Source organism: Microcoleus sp. MOSTC5 (assembly GCF_036701825.1).
Taxonomy (GTDB): domain Bacteria; phylum Cyanobacteriota; class Cyanobacteriia; order Cyanobacteriales; family Microcoleaceae; genus Microcoleus; species Microcoleus asticus.
The window spans coordinates 18,871-33,937 of the sequence record NZ_JAUBRK010000072.1 but is presented as its reverse complement, the minus strand read 5'-3'; the positions used below and the strand labels follow the sequence as shown (position 1 = coordinate 33,937).

Genomic DNA, 15,067 nt, shown 5'->3' with positions numbered 1-15,067 from the left:
AACTTTTGTTACATCTGTGGAAAAAATCCTGAAAGAATTTGGAGAAAACTATGTAATTAATTTTGTCTAGCTACTTATGATACTCCGTCATCTCCCCAAACCCCATAAAACATCATTGACACCAGCCCAGGGCCCACAACGCGGGAACCTTAAACTTTGCCCCACAGTTGGGAAATTGCGACAGTAAACGCAACTAATGTCGATCGCCCCCCTGCATCCCCAAATCATCTCAAATCCGATTGCCCACCACACCTGCAGTCCACCAGTCCCTTCCGGGACACGGTACTGAACCGTGTCCTTACCCGTAACACTTGATGCGTCAAGGGAAAAACCCCCTGATAACTTACCTGCGACAGCCTTGGGCGATCGCCCTTAACACCGCTAGCCGCACTTCTGGATGAGATTTCTCAAGCCCGTTAGCCCGAAAAATCCAGTGTCCGCCGCCCGCGTGCTCGATCGCAATCTTCTGTCCGTCAGGCAAAACTATTTGCCACCAATTCAACACAGTGGCTTTAATAAGGTGGCACTGAATTTCGTTCAGTTGAACCTCCATTAATTTCAGTTGACGCATGATTGGATTTTGGGCAGATGACTTCATGATTTTTCTCTTTAAATGAATTCGACTGTTTCTCGGCTTTGATTTCAGTTTGCCGATTTTTCAACTTAACTTCACCTTCCGAACTTTTCGCCTTTACTTCCCCTTCCGAACTTTTCGCCTTTACTTCCCTTTTACCACCTTTAGGCTCAATTTTGACTCCAAAACCTTTAGACTTAACTTTTCCTTGGGCAGAAGTTGAAGTCTGTTCCGTTGCCGGCTTCTTAAACTCCGCGTCTAATTGGTCTAAAATCTCCTCTTGTTCGGGAGTATGTTCCGCTGGCTGCTCTAAATTTCTCGGATTGTATTCGTCAACCAACCTTGCCAAAAATTCCGAAATTGACAGTCCGGCTGCGGCTGCTTTTTTCGTTAAAAGGGCGTAAGTGTCGGTTTTAATCCGAATTTGTTTGAGCCGGAGGTTGGGATTGTTGTCAACAGTTTCGGCAATAGTTACTGCCGTAATTCTTTCTTTTGGTATGACATCAACAACTTCTTGCCACTTTTCCTGTAAAGGACTGTCGCCGTATTGGTCGGTGATTGCGTGTTTGAACAAAGGGACAACTTGAGCAACGCAGCTCGGCAAAATCTCAAATCCGGCTTTAATTAAGCGCAGGCAAATGCCAGCAGATTTGATAATTTGCGTGCAGTAAAAATACTGTCGGCCTAATGCTTGTTCGCAGTAACTTTTAAAAGTTTTGAACTTGTGTTTGTACAATCGCAGTTTTCGGATCGCGTCCAGCATGATTCCTTGACGCACGTAGTCTAGGAATCCCCTTTTAATTTCGCCTGTCAGGTAGTCTAAATCGTGAAAGGGAGATTGATTCTGGATTTCTTCTTCAAAGTCTAGCAGCGGGCCTGCAAAGTGAAAGTTGGAGGCGACATCGCCTAGGTAGAAGTTGTCAATTGATGTGGACATTATCTGGAATGGTTCGAGAAAGGGCACGATAGCACGGAAGTTGTGCGATCGCAAAGTAGAAGTTTTGGTCTGGATCTTTGATACAATTTTGAGCTGGGCACTCCTGTGAGGTCGATCGACCTTTTAAATGGCATCACCTCCTCGGCGTTGAGAAACAGAGGCTTGAGGTATGCGCCCAACCCCCAAAAATACGCTTGGGTATGCAAGCACAATTGATTGACACTACAACTAAGGCGGTTCTTCAAACCTGCATTTTGACGAAAGGAGGCTCGCCCAACCGCTTTGCTATGTCCTTATTCGTAGTTTAGTCAGACTTACTGCTTTTGTTAAGGGTAAACTACGAAATATTCTGCACCATGAATCAAGAAGTACGGGATTTATACGAAATGAGCCTTGCAGAAATTAGAGAATGCAGGGGCTTTAGTCGCCGAGAGCTTAGCCAGCAACTGACGGGGAAAGTCTCTGAAGATACTTTGTATTCAATAGAAAAAAGAAAACAAAAACCCAGAGTTGATACTGCAATAGCCATCTGTACAGCCCTAAATATTAGCTTGAAACAGTTCTGTCACTCGATCGGGCTAGATGTTTCAGGGCTTGTTGATGATTACGTACCCCCGAGGGGCAGCTAACAAACAGAGCTAAATCATGGTCTTGATATTTGATACAATTTTAAACTGTCCTGTGAGGTCGATCGACATTTTACATGGCATCACCTCCTCGGGCTTGAGGAAAATAGGCTTGAGGTATGCGCCCAACCCCCGAAAATACGCTTGGGTATGCAAGCACAATTGATAGAGACTACAAGTAAGGCGGTTCTTCAAACCTGCATTTTGACGAAAGTAGGCTCGCCCGGCCGCCTTTTTTTGGGTGGCTCTACATGAAGTGTACTTCATCAAAACAACCAAGTCAAGAGGTTAGCTTCATGAAACAAACTTCATGCACTGTGGAAGAAAATTTGCAAGAAAAGGAGAAGTCTCCATTAAGGCTTCTGAGAGAACAAGCTGGGCTAACCCGCCCTCAAGTCAAACAACATATCGGCGTTTCTGAGCGGATGCAAGCTGACTGGGAATCAGGAAAGTCCATGCCAACTGTTGAAAACGTAGCTGCACTGGCTAACCTGTACCAGGTTTCTCTAAAAACTATGTTTGAGCTTTTAGGATTAGATGTAACTAAAATTCCCGATGACTTACCAAGTCGATCGCCCTCGCAGAACGACAACTAACCCGCAGGGGTTCGGAAATGTCTAGGGAAACGGGTTTGAGTCATGCACCCAAGCTCGGAAAATAGGCTTGGCTATGCAGGCATAATGGGTAGAAACTACAAATAAGGCAGCTCGCTAAACCAAAGCGTTTCCACCGTCCGGCTAAAGCAGTCGCCTTTGTGTTGTCTCTCTCTTAAACAACCTTAGTTGTATTTAACCGATTTGTCAACAACTTTGGTTGTGAATTTGCTATGATATGCCCCGAAAGAAACAAACTCAAGAGTCCAAAGATATACCAGCACTGCAAATCTTGCGGGAGGCTGTTGGTTTATCGCAATCCGCCTTAGCAAAACAAATTCCCGACAAAACCCGCACAAAAACGCTAACTCAGCAAGCCATTAGCAAATGGGAACGAGGATTAGACGAACCCGAACTGACCATTGCTCAAATGAAAGCTCTTTGCAAAGCTTTGGGAAAAACGCTTAACGATTTACCTGACGACTTAGGCCCACCAAATCCCGACTGACAACTAAAAACTCAAAAAGCCCGATCGACCTTTCATCGATCAATCCGTAATTTTCGCTCTCAGAGCTTTAATCTGCCCTCGCTTGGTTTTGCTGTCGAGACGCTTGCGCTGGGAACTACGAGTTGCTTTGCTGGGTTTGCGCCTTTTCGGTATGACGATCGCACTTTTAATCAGTTCTTGCAGCCGTCTCAAAGCCTCCTCCCGGTTTTGTTCCTGGCTGCGGTGTTCCTGGGCTTTGATGACAATCACACCTTCGGAGGTGATGCGCTGGTCGTTGATTTGCAACAAACGCTGCTTGTAGCGATCGGGCAATGAGGAAGCTGGGATATCAAAGCGCAAGTGAATCGCACTCGCTACCTTATTTACATTTTGTCCCCCCGCGCCTTGAGAGCGAATCGCACTAATCTCGATTTCGCCATCTGGAATGAACACAGTATTAGAAATTTGTAACATGATGAATAAGTGAAATTAAAGATACTGAGAAAGCAGTGCATCTTTTATATATAACTTACTGTAGTTAGGGAACAGGATATTACGCACAATCTGGACACGGCAGTGCCGTGTCCCTACAATTAATCGGGGGATGGTTGCATCTGGTGCGAGCGCAAGCGATTATTTTGGGGTAGGGAAACGGCACTGCCGTGTCCTCTCCGTTGCTATTTTTTGACTACTAACAGTAAACAGTCAACAATTCCGGGATGAGTGCCACCGGAATCGATCTTATTTACACTTCTTAGCTGTCAGGATGAATTCGATGAGTCTTTTTCTATCCCATAACTCTATGTCGTTAGATTCAGCAAGGTTGTAAGCATTTTCGGTAAATCTGTTGTTGGTGATGACTCTTCCTTTATTTCCTTTGTAATGTCTGACTGCTCCTGCTACTTCTTGAACTGCTTTAATACCAACTGGATTTTTGCTTCTTTTCGCTTGAACCACGGTTTTTGAGCCATCTTTGTATAAAATTAAATCCGCCCCATAATCTTGACTATCTTGAGTTAAAGTAACACCATAACCAAAGTTTCTAAAATGGACATCTAGAAATCTTTCAAACTCTTTTCCTGTCATTTCATCTACTTCCAAAATTCCACTGTCTAATAAACGTTTTTTTTCCTCTTCTTCTAAACGTTTTTGCTCTTCTTCCCAACGTTTTATCTGTTCTTCCCAACGTTTTTTTTCCTCTTCTTCTTTTTTCTCTTCTTCTTTCTCTTCTTCTTTCCATCTATCAACTACCGATTTCGCAATAGCAACGGCAACGGCAGCGCCTCCTACTATAAAAGGCCACATAAAATTACATTTATTTAAAAGGATTATTTATTATACCAGATTTCCTCAGTATATTTATTTACCAAAATCACAAGCACATTGTGATCTTAATTACTGATTATCTACGAAAAACCTGAATTTTTGAGAATTGATAATAGGTGCAAGGATACAATCAATGATAACTGAAAATCCTGTCAGTAATGGGTGATAAAATAGCCAACAGGCTCAACTACACATCGACCTATGCAATCATCAGGAGTCCAATACTTAATTATCAATGCCCTGGAAACTCTCGACTTGCTGATCTGGAGAATATATGATGAAGAAAAGGGCTTTTGGTACATCGAAACCCCTAGTCGAGTTTTACCAAGAGCTGCTATACTACAAAGTGGCGAGGTTGTTCGTATAGACGAACTTGAAGACTATGACGAAACCGCATGATATCATTCGAGAACAAGACCGCAGATTAGGAGAATTAATGGCGATCGCACGTCAGCGATTCCTCGATGCAGGTGGCGATCCTCGACACCCGCCATCAGGTTTAAAAGGCGATGATTACATGACAGACGAAGAAAGACAAGAAGCACTCACGATCGCCCGATCGCTCTTTAACGACGAATATATTAAAACCTATCTCCAAAACAAACGTCAAAACAATTTGCAACCCCAGATCAATTCGTAAGGTGCGCCGAAACGCACCCTACCAAAATTAATTAGTCCGTAGTACCTGTTTGCAGCGACTCTTTAGCAGTCTGCGTCCACTCAGAGTGGAAGAATTCGCCGCGCGGTTTGTCGGTGCGTTCGTAGGTGTGAGCCCCGAAATAATCACGCTGAGCTTGCGTGAGGTTTTGCGGCAATCTTTCGCGCCGGTAGCTGTCGAAATAGTCCAGCGACGCGCTAAAGGCTGGTACTGCAATCCCCAGCGTGCTAGCAGTAGCCAACACCTCCCGCCAAGCTGATTGGCGATCGAGAATGCTCTGTTTGAACTCCGGCGCTAACAGCAAATTCGGCAGCGCGGGATCGTCCTTGAAAGCTTTTTTAATCTTGTCCAAAAATCCAGCCCGAATGATGCAGCCACCTTTCCAAATTCTGGAAATTTCGCTCAAACTTAAGTCATAGTTGTACGACTTCGAGGCCGCACTCAACAGCGCCATGCCTTGCGCGTAGGAGCAAATCTTCGAGCAGTAAAGCGCATCCCGAACTTTGTTGACAAACTCTTTAGTATCGCCTTCATACTTAGCGCTAGGCCCAGTTAGTTCTTGGGAAGCTTTGACGCGCTCTGCTTTATAAGAAGACATGATTCTGGCATTCACAGCAGCAATAATTGTCGGAATGCTCACGCCCAATTCCAAAGCACTCATTACAGTCCAGCGGCCGGTGCCTTTCTGACCGGCTGCGTCCATAATTACCTCAACTAAGGGATGCTTAGTTTCCGGGTCAATGTACTTGAAAATATTAGCCGTAATTTCAATCAAAAACGAGTTGAGTTCGTCTGTGGTATTCCATTCGGCAAAAACTTCCTGCAACTGCTTGCCGTCCAATCCACCAACGTTTTTGAGCAAATCGTAGGCTTCAGCAATGAGCTGCATATCCCCGTACTCAATGCCGTTGTGAACCATCTTCACGTAGTGACCGGCGCCGCCGGGGCCGATGAATGTGACGCAGGGGCCGTCATCTACTTGAGCCGCAATTTTGGTGAGAATTGGCTCTAGTAGACCGTAAGCAGTGCGGGTGCCGCCGGGCATCAAACTAGCACCGTTGAGCGCGCCTTCTTCGCCGCCGCTGATGCCCATGCCGACAAATCCCAGTCCGATCGATTCTAAATCTTTGGTGCGGCGTTCGGTGTCGTCGTATAGCGAGTTGCCGCCGTCAATAATCATGTCGCCCGGTGACAGCATGGGTTTGAGCTGGTCGATGACCGCATCTACGGGTTTCCCAGCTTGCACCATGACTAAAATTCGGCGCGGGGTTTCTAGGGCATCGACGAATTCTGTCAGAGTCTTGGTGCCTACAATGTTCTTGCCGGGGGCGCGCAGGGCCATGAAGTCGTCGGTTTTGGCTGCTGTGCGGTTGTACACAGCCACGGAGAAACCTCTGCTTTCGACGTTGAGCGCTAGGTTCTCGCCCATCACTGCTAGACCGATTAAACCAAAATTTTGCTTTGTCATGCTAATAACCCGCTGGTTGTTCCCGCTTGAGGATAGATTTGCGAGAGAGGAAAGCGAGGCGGGGTGTACCGCTTTCCGGTGGACTAAAAGTATTGGACAATAGACCGAGGAGGTTTAGGTTTATTTTTATATTCTAAGAATTGCTGTTTGGTAAATCAGTAGGGTTTTTTTAAGATTTAAGGGATATTAAAGAGCTCGGCGGGTGATAATAAAGCAGATATTCAGTCGATCGCAGTAACGGTAGATACAAACAAGCGGACATTTTGAGCAAGATTTAGGAGACTGTAACTATGGAAGATTTGCAGTATCTCGCGGCCTGGGTGAAGGAGCAACACGCTCGCGAGTATATTTTGACTTGGCTGCTGAGTCAACAGGGGTTGTGGTGGTCAGATGGGGAAATTTATCAGGCAGTTTTGCAAAAGTCGGGAAAGCTGTTGAAAGCTTATGTTCAAAAAAGGCAAGCGGGAGAGTTATTTGAGGGAATTTCTGAGAAGTTGGTAGGAGATGATAATTGGGATGATCTGGTGGTGAGTTTAGGGCGAATTGTTGCTCTTTATCAAGAGGAATTGCTGAAGTTGCAAGAGCGCGATCGCCGGGGTGATGGGGTAAAAAAAAATTTGATTAGCCAACCGTTGACTGGAGATTCTTTGTCGCTTGAAGTGCAGCAAGCTTTGCCCGATCCTTATGCGGATACGTTGACGGGCAGATAGTCAACAGTTGAGAGTTAACAGTTAACTGTTGACTGTTGACTGTTGACTAAATATAGCTGCTAGCTTGACGGGTGAACATTGAGCAGTAAATTCCGTTTGATGCTATCAATTCGTCGTGAGTTCCTATTTCTGCTATTTTACCATTTTCCATGACGGCGATACGATCGGCAATTTTTGCTAATCCCAATCTGTGACTGATGACTATTGTTGTTTTCCCGGCGGCTATTTGGCGGAAGATGCTGTAAATTTCGTGTTCTGTCTTGGGGTCGAGGGCGGCGGTTGGTTCGTCAAAAATTAGCACTTCGGCTGTGTCAAGCCGCATTAAGGCGCGGGCGATCGCAATTCTTTGCCACTGTCCCCCCGATAAGTCTATGCCGTCTTCTAATTGTTTCCCCAGCGGTGTTTCTAAACCTTGATCTAAACTGTTGACTTTAGCTGCAATCCCTGCTTCGGAAATAGCTTCGTTAATTGCGCTGTCATCCGACAGTGAAAGCAACTCGCCGAAACCGACGTTTTCGCGAACTGTGGAGGGGAAACGGGCGTAATCTTGCATAACGACGGCGATGCGCGATCGCACGTATGCTAGAGAGTACGATCGCAAATCTTTGCCGTTCCAGGCGATCGTACCACTTGTCGGGTCGTACAGGCGACCGAGGAGTTTGCCAAGAGTTGTTTTACCCGCGCCATTTTCACCAACAAGCACTAGCATTTCACCCGGATTAATCGTTAAGTTGATATCTTCAACCGTGCTTTTATTGCTACCGGGATAGCAAAAAGATAGATGCTTAATCTCGATGCCAATTTTATCTTTCGTCACGTCAGAATCTTTGCTGCCCTCAGGTAAACTAGGCAGGCGAGATGCCACATCCACAAGCGGAGACTGCAACTCGGGTTTGAGTTCCAACAGTTGAAAAATCGGACTAACGCTGAGAGAGATATCGTACAAATTAGTAGAAGTGCTAATCAGCATCTGCAAACTTTGCTTTACTTGGACAATCAAACCAGAATAGAGTGCTAAATCGCCCAAAGTATACCGGCCACCCAAAGCTCCCATTACTACATAAATAAATGGCAAAGCCACTCCGATTCTACTAAACATCGACCAGAAAAGTACAACAAAAGCTCCTTTTTTTCGGATTTGCTGCATATCGCTAAAAAATTGCAAAAACTGACCCTGCCAGCGTTTGAGCCAAAGTTCTTGCAAGCCAAACAAACGCAATTCTTTAGCATATTCTTCGTCCGTCAAGACTCTAGCGGATAAGTTCATTTCGCGGCTGATTTTAGCTTGCTTTCTTTGAACTCTCCAGATGATTCTGCTATATTTTCTTTGGGTATAAATTGAGGGAGATGAGGAGATTAACATCAGCAATGGCACCCACCAAGCTATTGCAGCAGCAAGGCCTATCGATGGAATAAATATAAAAATTCCCGTGATTGTCATGCTGATGGTAAAGGCTAGTTGCTGTATTTTGGATACTCCGCTTTTTGCGAGTTCTACTATATTTAATAGTTCGGGGTTTTCAAACAGGGCAATATCGTCGAAATTGGCGACTTTTTCCAGGACTTTTCCTTCGACAAAGCCTTGAACGCGATCGCGCAAAGATGTCGCCACAAAAGAGTTCATTGTGTCTAGGGCATCACCGACTAACTTGAGACTTAAGACTCCGCCAATACTCCACAGCAATATTGGCCGGGAAAGCATCAAAGCAAAGGGCTGTGATGTTTGGGTTTGCGACAGCAACCGAGATACTTCATCAATGATTAATTTATCTAAAAATAGCACGGCAGAGGGGGCAGCACCGCCGATGATGTTGAGTAATATTAAATTGCGGAGTTCAATTGGTGCGGCTTTGATTATCAGGCCCAAGCTGCGCCACAGAGCTTGGAATGTGGTAATTTGGATAGGTTGCATAATTCAATCGCAATAATTTTATTTGTTCATCTCCTCCTGCTGTATTATAACAGTAGTCGTCAAGTAATATAGTTCGCTAACAATTAGGCCGCCAGGGATTTAAATCCCTGTCTCATATCTAAAGTCCTCTAAAGAGGACTATTGGTTAATATTTAGAATTTGAGTTGGTTAGCTTCGTTTGAACAGGAGTGCCTCTCAATATGTACAGGATTTACATCAAGTCTGCTAGGCTGTTTCTTCAGTCCACTTAAGTGGACTTGAGCTGTGAGACGGGGGTTTTAACCCCCGGCGGGTTAGTGGGAAAGCTGCAAATATCAAACTACCCAAATGTCAAACGCCGCACCGTACCATCATCTGTAAATCGCTGTTCGCCAACGCCAACAACTTCCACAATAACTTCGCGTTCTGATATCAAAAATTGACCCTCGCGCGCGGCAATTTCAACGATGATTTTTTCCCCTTCCAAATACACCTTGTAATTAGTCGTAGCCCAGACACCTTTTTGGTGTTCAAAACTGTGTCCGTCGTCCTCATAAAGCGTCCATTCACCGCTTCCGGGCCAAATTCGCATTTTTAATGACTCAAGCGGTTCTTCGCTCACAAATTGTCTCACAGGTGCGATCGCAATTATGCCCCCGCCCCGCACGTAAAGCGGCATTGTCTCCAAAGGCGCATGGGCTAAAATGTGCGTCGGGCCCTGATAGCATTCGCCCGTCCACCAATCGTACCAAGTCCCCTCCGGCAAATACACGGCGCGGTGTTCAACTCCCGGCCGATAAACAGGTGCAGCCATCAGCGACGGGCCGAGTAATACTCGATCGTAAAGATGATAAGTTGCCCGATCGCGCGGAAATTGATATAGTAGCGGTCGCAAAATCGGTGTTCCCGTCGTTGCAGCTTCCCAAAACAACGTGTAAATGTAAGGCAACAACTGATAGCGCAAATTGATGTATTCGCGGCAAATCTTCTCAGTGCGATCGCCAAAAACCCACGGTTCGTGCTGCGCCGTACTAATCGCCGAATGACCGCGCATCAAGGGATACAGCATCCCCACCTGCATCCACCGCGCGAACATTTCGGCGGTTGCATTCTCCGCAAAACCGCCGATGTCGCAACCAACAAACGCCACGCCGGAAAGCCCCATATTGCAAAGCATCGGCATCGACATTTCTAAATGATCCCACAGCGATTGATTGTCGCCCATCCATACCGAGGAGTAACGCTGAACGCCCGCAAAACCCGATCGCGTCAGCACAAAAGATCGCTCGTTCGTTAGCTAAGCCCTCGAAGAGGATCGCACTTTTTGCAACCCCTCAGCACAAGCTTTCGCCATCATTAACCCATACAAATTGTGCGTTTGGGCGTGGGTAGCGCGATCGGATTCCGGGCCTTGCGGTGCATCCAGAGGAAAGCTGATGTGTTCGCCGCCGTCACCAAAAGGCCGTTCGGCGATCGAAGGTTCGTTCATGTCGTTCCAAATCCCCGCAACACCCATATCTGTAAGGTTTTTGTGCAATTCGCCCCACCACTGGCGCACCTCTGGCCGCAGGAAATCGGGAAACACCGCTTTTTCGGGCCAAACGTAACCGTGGAATAGCCTTCCCTCTGCGGTGCGGACGAAATAGTCGTTTTCCACACCCCGATCGAATACTTCATAATCTCCTTCCGGTTCGTACTTGACACCGGGATCGACAATGGTGACAACCTTAAAACCGGCTGCTTTCAAGTCTGCGATCAGTTTCGCGGGATCGGGGAAACGCTTCGGGCTCCAGGTAAAAATGCGGTAGCCGTCCATATAGTCGATGTCGAGGTGGATGACATCGCAGGGAATCGCCCGATCGCGAAATTCCTGCGCCAACTCCCGCACAACGTCCTCGGATTCGTAGCTCCAGCGGCATTGGTGGTATCCCAGCGCCCATTTTGGCGGAAGCGGCATCCGGCCGGTTAACTGCGTGTAGGTGGCGAGAATTTGGGCGGGTTCCGGGCCGTAAATAATCTAGTAGTCGAGTTCCGGGCCTCTGGTTTCCATCCGCAAAACCCCCGGTTTTTCGGCGCCGATGTCGAATTGACTCCAAAATGTCGTGTTGAAGAAAATGCCGTAAGCGCGATCGGGATTCAAGCCGATATATAAATGGGCTCGCCTGGTACATTTCATCGCTGAGGGAATTGTAGTCAAGCGCGTCTATTGTCCAGTTTGTCTTGACTTCGGAGAGTTTGTCGAGAAAGCCGGTGCGTTGGCCGAAACCGTAGAAGTGTTCGTCTGCTTCAATGCGTTTCCAGCCTGCCGTTGCGCCGGTTCGCCATCCCATACTGGGATCGCAGTCGCTAGCAAATGGTTTTCCCGATTTGTCAAAGCACTCGATTGCAGCACTAGATCGCTTGACTGAAATCTTTATTTGTGCTGTTTCAATTTCTATTTTTTCGTCTGTTTCTCGCACTTCAAATGGTGTAATTTCCCACTCTTCGTCAGGGACAGTTATTGAGTGCGATCGGCTGTTAAATTCACCTGTCGGGGACATTCGCACTCGGATTAAATTCGGTGCGAGGATGCTGATGTTTAGGGAAGTTTCGCCGCAATTAAAGTGAATTGTGCGATCGGTTTTATTTATGGATTCTACCGAACCGATTGTTGACCAAGGCTGTTCGGTTCTTTGAAGTTTTCCGAAGTATTGTGGCATACACTCTGACTAGAAATATTATCGATTTTGCTTTCACGAGTTAAGGGTTGTCATCTGACAAAAGGCTGAACTACAACGATCTATCTCATGGAGCAAAACCTCAATATCTCTGATCCGTCCGATCCACCGCCTGATTAACCCGATCGCCTGGGAGTATTGTAAAGGTGAGAGCTAAAGAATCTAAAATAAATGTTACCTAAGTTTATTAAACCTTTAACTTATGCCTGTTACCGAAATTTTACCCCTCCTCAAAAAGTTATCTCACTCCGATCAACTGTTGCTACAAAATTTCGTGGTAGCCTAATTATTTAATGAATCAGGTTTAATCCCATTGGATGTTCAGAACAAAGTAGCTAGTCAAGGTTTATATGATTCTTTGGAAGCTGCTGCTGGTTGAGCGAAAGCACTAGCAGAGGAAAAAGCGAAGACACATGGTTAATATCGTGCTTTTGCGGTCGAGATGGTTGCTTTTTCATCGATCGCCTGCTACCTTTATTTTGGGTACACTAAAACTTGATATAAAACCTGCCTTTGTCTGTGGGAGTTGTTTTCCTCCTCACAGTTCGAGGCGTCTCAGGAACAGCGGTGAATTTGCTGATTGTTGCGTACATCACAAATTAGCAGAAGTACAGTCTCGATATTTTTAAAGATGAGGGTACCCATGAAAGGTAAAAAAAAAGACCAACTCAGCCGCCGCCATTTTCTACTCGGTTCGGCAATTGCAGGTAGCGGTATAGTTGTCGCAAACCTGCGATCGAAATCTGGGTTAGCACAATCTTCTGCACCGGCAATTATCACGTCGGATCGGATGCGCCCCAGCATTCCATACGGTGTTGCTAGCGGTGATATTACCGGCAACAGTGCCGTGATTTGGAGTCGGTGCGATCGCTCCTCCCGGATGATAGTCGAATATGACACCGCCGACTCCTTCGGCAACGTGCAGCGCATCATCGGACCTGCAGCATTGGAAACTAGCGATTACACGGCGCGTATTAACCTGATTGACCTACCAGCCGACCGGCAAATATTCTACCGAGTCAGCTTCCAGAATTTAGCCGATCCAAACATCTACAGCGCCCCCGTTACGGGGAGTTTCCGCACACCTCCAAACAGCAAGCGCGACATCTTTTTTGCCTGGTCGGGAGACACCGCCGGACAGGGTTGGGGTATCAATTCTGAATGGGGCGGCATGAAAATCTATGAAACTATCAGACAGCTTAAGCCAGACTTCTTCATTCATTCTGGCGATTACATCTATGCAGATAGTCCGATTAAATCTGAGGTAAAACTTGACGACGGTAGCATCTGGAAAAACATTACAACAGAAGAAAAGTCAAAAGTAGCTGAAACCTTAACAGAGTTTCGCGGAAATTACATCTACAACCTGCTAGACAATAACATCCGGCGCTTCAACGCCGAAGTGCCTCAGCTAGTTCAGTGGGATGACCACGAAACTACAAACAACTGGTATCCCGGCGAGATGCTAATGAGCGATGACCGCTATAAAGTCAAAAGCAGTTCTTTACTGGCAGCGCGAGGCAAGCAAGCATTTATGGAGTATACGCCGATGCGCTTCGATGCCAACGACCCAGAACGGATTTACCGTTCCTTTAATTACGGTTCTTCCCTGGAAATTTTTATGCTGGATATGCGTAGCTACCGAGGACTAAACACTACCAACCGTCAGACAGCAGCAAGTGAAGAAACAGCGTTTTTGGGTAATGCCCAAGTTAGCTGGTTAAAGAACAAATTGCAGAATTCAAAGGCAAGGTGGAAAGTAATTGCTAGCGATATGCCAGTCGGATTGGTGATTGAAGATGGCAAAGACAGCGGCAAATTTGAGAACCTCGCCAATGGAGATGGTCCTGCATTAGGACGCGAACTAGAACTTGCCCAATTGTTGCGCTTTATCCAGCAAAACAATATCCAAAATGTCGTTTGGCTGACCGCTGACGTGCATTATGCTGCCGCGCACTACTACGATCCCGGTCAAGCTCAATTCACTGATTTTAAACCGTTTTGGGAGTTTGTTGCCGGGCCGCTTCACGCTGGAACTTACGGACCAAATAAGCTTGATAATACTTTTGGTCCCCTTGTTAAGTTCCAAAGTTTGTCACTGCCTGAAGTAGAAAATCTACCTCCTACAAAAGGTTTTCAGTTCTTTGGTACGGTTAAAATTAATGGCGATAGTCAGGTGATGACTGTGGCGCTGCACAACCTTGAAGGCAAAATTCTCTACAGCGTGGACTTGCCGCCGGAGGTTTAAAACTGCTTCTAAACATTATTAGATCATTGCCCCGAACGAAGCAATCCCAAGTCTGAGCGATTGCTGCATCTCTATCTGCTGTTTCCTTAAACTTTGATTATTTTTGAGTGCCTTGAAATACTATAGCCAACATCCTAACGCTTTCTCGATCGACTACCTCAACGACTTGCGAGGAGCAATTCTAGCATCCCCTTATCTAGCAATCAACAATCTCAATCGCGATTTCATTGGCACAAAAGGGTTTTCCGTGGTGTTTCAACGTGCGGAAATCGCCGAAGTAGAACGGCGTTTTCCCTTGTTCAAACCCTATTTAGACCAAGCATTACAGCCTGAATGCAATGCTTTCTACCTCAACCCCCTGTTGCTGGGTGAAGGTTCCCGCGTCGATCCGCATATCGATAGATCTTTGCGATCGTACTGCAAAACTGTTGAACCTCCCGCAGCCGTAAGCGTTTTGTACGTGCAAGTGCCGCCGAACTTGCAAGGGGGAGAATTGATACTGCGGCGCAACAAACAGCAAGTCGGGCAGATTAAGCCGCAAGCGAACTCGCTGGTCTATTTTCAAGGAGATTTGACTCACTCTGTCAACGCTGTTAAAAGTACCGGAACTCGTTTGAGTTTGGTTTGCGAACAGTACAGTTTGAGCGAAACAGAACTGCAAGATATTCCAGGATTCACAGTGGAGTCTAGGGCCGTAAAAGCCAAAAGCAAGTAATGTTTATTATATCCAAAAAAACAGCATTTTTGACTATGAAAATGTCTTGCCAAGAAGGAATTACTGTCAGACTACTTACAAAAGAAACTTAAATACCCAGCTATATGTTGGGCGCTT

The 15,067-nt window shown here is 46.2% G+C and carries 15 protein-coding genes and 2 pseudogenes; 7 read left to right on the top strand and 10 right to left on the bottom strand.

Going from position 1 to position 15,067, the window contains the following annotated elements; all coding sequences use genetic code 11:
- Positions 1-343: 343 nt before the first annotated feature.
- Complete coding sequence (locus QUA54_RS28915) at positions 344-505, bottom strand: hypothetical protein (protein WP_242728623.1); 162 nt, start codon at positions 503-505, stop codon at positions 344-346.
- 7 nt (positions 506-512) lie between these two features.
- Entirely contained in the window at positions 513-1,511 is a 999-nt protein-coding gene (locus tag QUA54_RS28910; protein WP_333187837.1) for a hypothetical protein, read from the bottom strand.
- 356 nt (positions 1,512-1,867) lie between these two features.
- Between QUA54_RS28910 and QUA54_RS28905 the strand changes: the two genes are divergently transcribed.
- The 3 genes from QUA54_RS28905 (at position 1,868) to QUA54_RS28895 (ending at position 3,238) form a co-directional block, all read left to right on the top strand.
- On the top strand, positions 1,868-2,140 hold the full coding sequence (locus QUA54_RS28905) for a helix-turn-helix transcriptional regulator (protein ID WP_333417873.1): 273 nt from the start codon (positions 1,868-1,870) through the stop codon (positions 2,138-2,140).
- Positions 2,141-2,433: 293 nt separating this feature from the next.
- Positions 2,434-2,733: a helix-turn-helix transcriptional regulator gene (locus tag QUA54_RS28900; protein WP_333160548.1), complete on the top strand. Its 300-nt coding sequence runs from the start codon at positions 2,434-2,436 to the stop codon at positions 2,731-2,733.
- Positions 2,734-2,968: 235 nt separating this feature from the next.
- The gene (locus QUA54_RS28895) at positions 2,969-3,238 is read left to right on the top strand and encodes a helix-turn-helix transcriptional regulator (RefSeq protein WP_333028169.1); all 270 of its coding nucleotides are present in this window, start codon (positions 2,969-2,971) and stop codon (positions 3,236-3,238) included.
- 39 nt (positions 3,239-3,277) lie between these two features.
- On the opposite strand, the gene arfB is transcribed toward QUA54_RS28895, so the two are convergent.
- Positions 3,278-3,691 carry an alternative ribosome rescue aminoacyl-tRNA hydrolase ArfB gene (gene arfB / locus QUA54_RS28890; RefSeq protein ID WP_333028167.1) on the bottom strand — a complete coding sequence of 138 codons (414 nt, stop codon included), beginning with the start codon at positions 3,689-3,691 and terminating at the stop codon, positions 3,278-3,280.
- 267 nt (positions 3,692-3,958) lie between these two features.
- Positions 3,959-4,522, bottom strand: coding sequence for a restriction endonuclease (locus QUA54_RS28885; protein WP_333417871.1), 564 nt, complete (start codon positions 4,520-4,522; stop codon positions 3,959-3,961).
- 403 nt (positions 4,523-4,925) lie between these two features.
- Between QUA54_RS28885 and QUA54_RS28880 the strand changes: the two genes are divergently transcribed.
- Complete coding sequence (locus QUA54_RS28880) at positions 4,926-5,183, top strand: hypothetical protein (RefSeq protein WP_333417869.1); 258 nt, start codon at positions 4,926-4,928, stop codon at positions 5,181-5,183.
- Positions 5,184-5,214: 31 nt separating this feature from the next.
- Here QUA54_RS28880 and gnd read toward each other — a convergent pair whose 3' ends face one another.
- Positions 5,215-6,669: a decarboxylating NADP(+)-dependent phosphogluconate dehydrogenase gene (gnd, locus tag QUA54_RS28875; protein ID WP_333187829.1), complete on the bottom strand. Its 1,455-nt coding sequence runs from the start codon at positions 6,667-6,669 to the stop codon at positions 5,215-5,217.
- 290 nt (positions 6,670-6,959) lie between these two features.
- Here gnd and QUA54_RS28870 point away from each other — a divergent pair, with 290 nt between their 5' ends.
- A complete protein-coding gene (locus tag QUA54_RS28870) occupies positions 6,960-7,379 on the top strand; it encodes a hypothetical protein (RefSeq protein ID WP_172187549.1) in 420 nt (139 codons plus the stop codon).
- A gap of 46 nt (positions 7,380-7,425) precedes the next feature.
- On the opposite strand, the gene QUA54_RS28865 is transcribed toward QUA54_RS28870, so the two are convergent.
- From QUA54_RS28865 to QUA54_RS28845, 5 genes and pseudogenes are all read right to left on the bottom strand, one after another.
- The gene (locus QUA54_RS28865) at positions 7,426-9,291 is read right to left on the bottom strand and encodes an ABC transporter ATP-binding protein (RefSeq protein WP_333417867.1); all 1,866 of its coding nucleotides are present in this window, start codon (positions 9,289-9,291) and stop codon (positions 7,426-7,428) included.
- A gap of 319 nt (positions 9,292-9,610) precedes the next feature.
- Entirely contained in the window at positions 9,611-9,862 is a 252-nt protein-coding gene (locus QUA54_RS28860; RefSeq protein ID WP_333417875.1) for a DUF5110 domain-containing protein, read from the bottom strand.
- Between the two features lie 114 nt (positions 9,863-9,976).
- Positions 9,977-11,227, bottom strand: a pseudogene (locus QUA54_RS28855) (TIM-barrel domain-containing protein); the annotation flags it as partial.
- Between the two features lie 60 nt (positions 11,228-11,287).
- Positions 11,288-11,446 carry a hypothetical protein gene (locus QUA54_RS28850; protein WP_333417877.1) on the bottom strand — a complete coding sequence of 53 codons (159 nt, stop codon included), beginning with the start codon at positions 11,444-11,446 and terminating at the stop codon, positions 11,288-11,290.
- A gap of 19 nt (positions 11,447-11,465) precedes the next feature.
- Positions 11,466-11,810, bottom strand: a pseudogene (locus tag QUA54_RS28845) (alpha-glucosidase); the annotation flags it as partial.
- A gap of 820 nt (positions 11,811-12,630) precedes the next feature.
- Here QUA54_RS28845 and QUA54_RS28840 point away from each other — a divergent pair.
- Together QUA54_RS28840 and QUA54_RS28835 are read left to right on the top strand one after the other, a co-directional pair.
- A complete protein-coding gene (locus QUA54_RS28840) occupies positions 12,631-14,235 on the top strand; it encodes an alkaline phosphatase D family protein (protein ID WP_333203333.1) in 1,605 nt (534 codons plus the stop codon).
- Between the two features lie 112 nt (positions 14,236-14,347).
- Positions 14,348-14,950, top strand: coding sequence for a 2OG-Fe(II) oxygenase (locus tag QUA54_RS28835; RefSeq protein WP_333417865.1), 603 nt, complete (start codon positions 14,348-14,350; stop codon positions 14,948-14,950).
- Positions 14,951-15,067 lie beyond the last annotated feature (117 nt).

Coding starts and splice junctions, on each gene's coding strand:
- QUA54_RS28840 (WP_333203333.1), top strand. CDS start 12,631: ATGAAAGGTAAAAAAAAAGACCAACTCAGCCGCCGCCATTTTCTACTC.
- QUA54_RS28905 (WP_333417873.1), top strand. CDS start 1,868: ATGAATCAAGAAGTACGGGATTTATACGAAATGAGCCTTGCAGAAATT.
- QUA54_RS28880 (WP_333417869.1), top strand. CDS start 4,926: ATGACGAAACCGCATGATATCATTCGAGAACAAGACCGCAGATTAGGA.
- QUA54_RS28885 (WP_333417871.1), bottom strand. CDS start 4,522: ATGTGGCCTTTTATAGTAGGAGGCGCTGCCGTTGCCGTTGCTATTGCG.
- QUA54_RS28895 (WP_333028169.1), top strand. CDS start 2,969: ATGCCCCGAAAGAAACAAACTCAAGAGTCCAAAGATATACCAGCACTG.
- QUA54_RS28865 (WP_333417867.1), bottom strand. CDS start 9,291: ATGCAACCTATCCAAATTACCACATTCCAAGCTCTGTGGCGCAGCTTG.
- QUA54_RS28870 (WP_172187549.1), top strand. CDS start 6,960: ATGGAAGATTTGCAGTATCTCGCGGCCTGGGTGAAGGAGCAACACGCT.
- QUA54_RS28910 (WP_333187837.1), bottom strand. CDS start 1,511: ATGTCCACATCAATTGACAACTTCTACCTAGGCGATGTCGCCTCCAAC.
- QUA54_RS28900 (WP_333160548.1), top strand. CDS start 2,434: ATGAAACAAACTTCATGCACTGTGGAAGAAAATTTGCAAGAAAAGGAG.
- gnd (WP_333187829.1), bottom strand. CDS start 6,669: ATGACAAAGCAAAATTTTGGTTTAATCGGTCTAGCAGTGATGGGCGAG.
- arfB (WP_333028167.1), bottom strand. CDS start 3,691: ATGTTACAAATTTCTAATACTGTGTTCATTCCAGATGGCGAAATCGAG.
- QUA54_RS28850 (WP_333417877.1), bottom strand. CDS start 11,446: ATGAAATGTACCAGGCGAGCCCATTTATATATCGGCTTGAATCCCGAT.
- QUA54_RS28860 (WP_333417875.1), bottom strand. CDS start 9,862: ATGCGAATTTGGCCCGGAAGCGGTGAATGGACGCTTTATGAGGACGAC.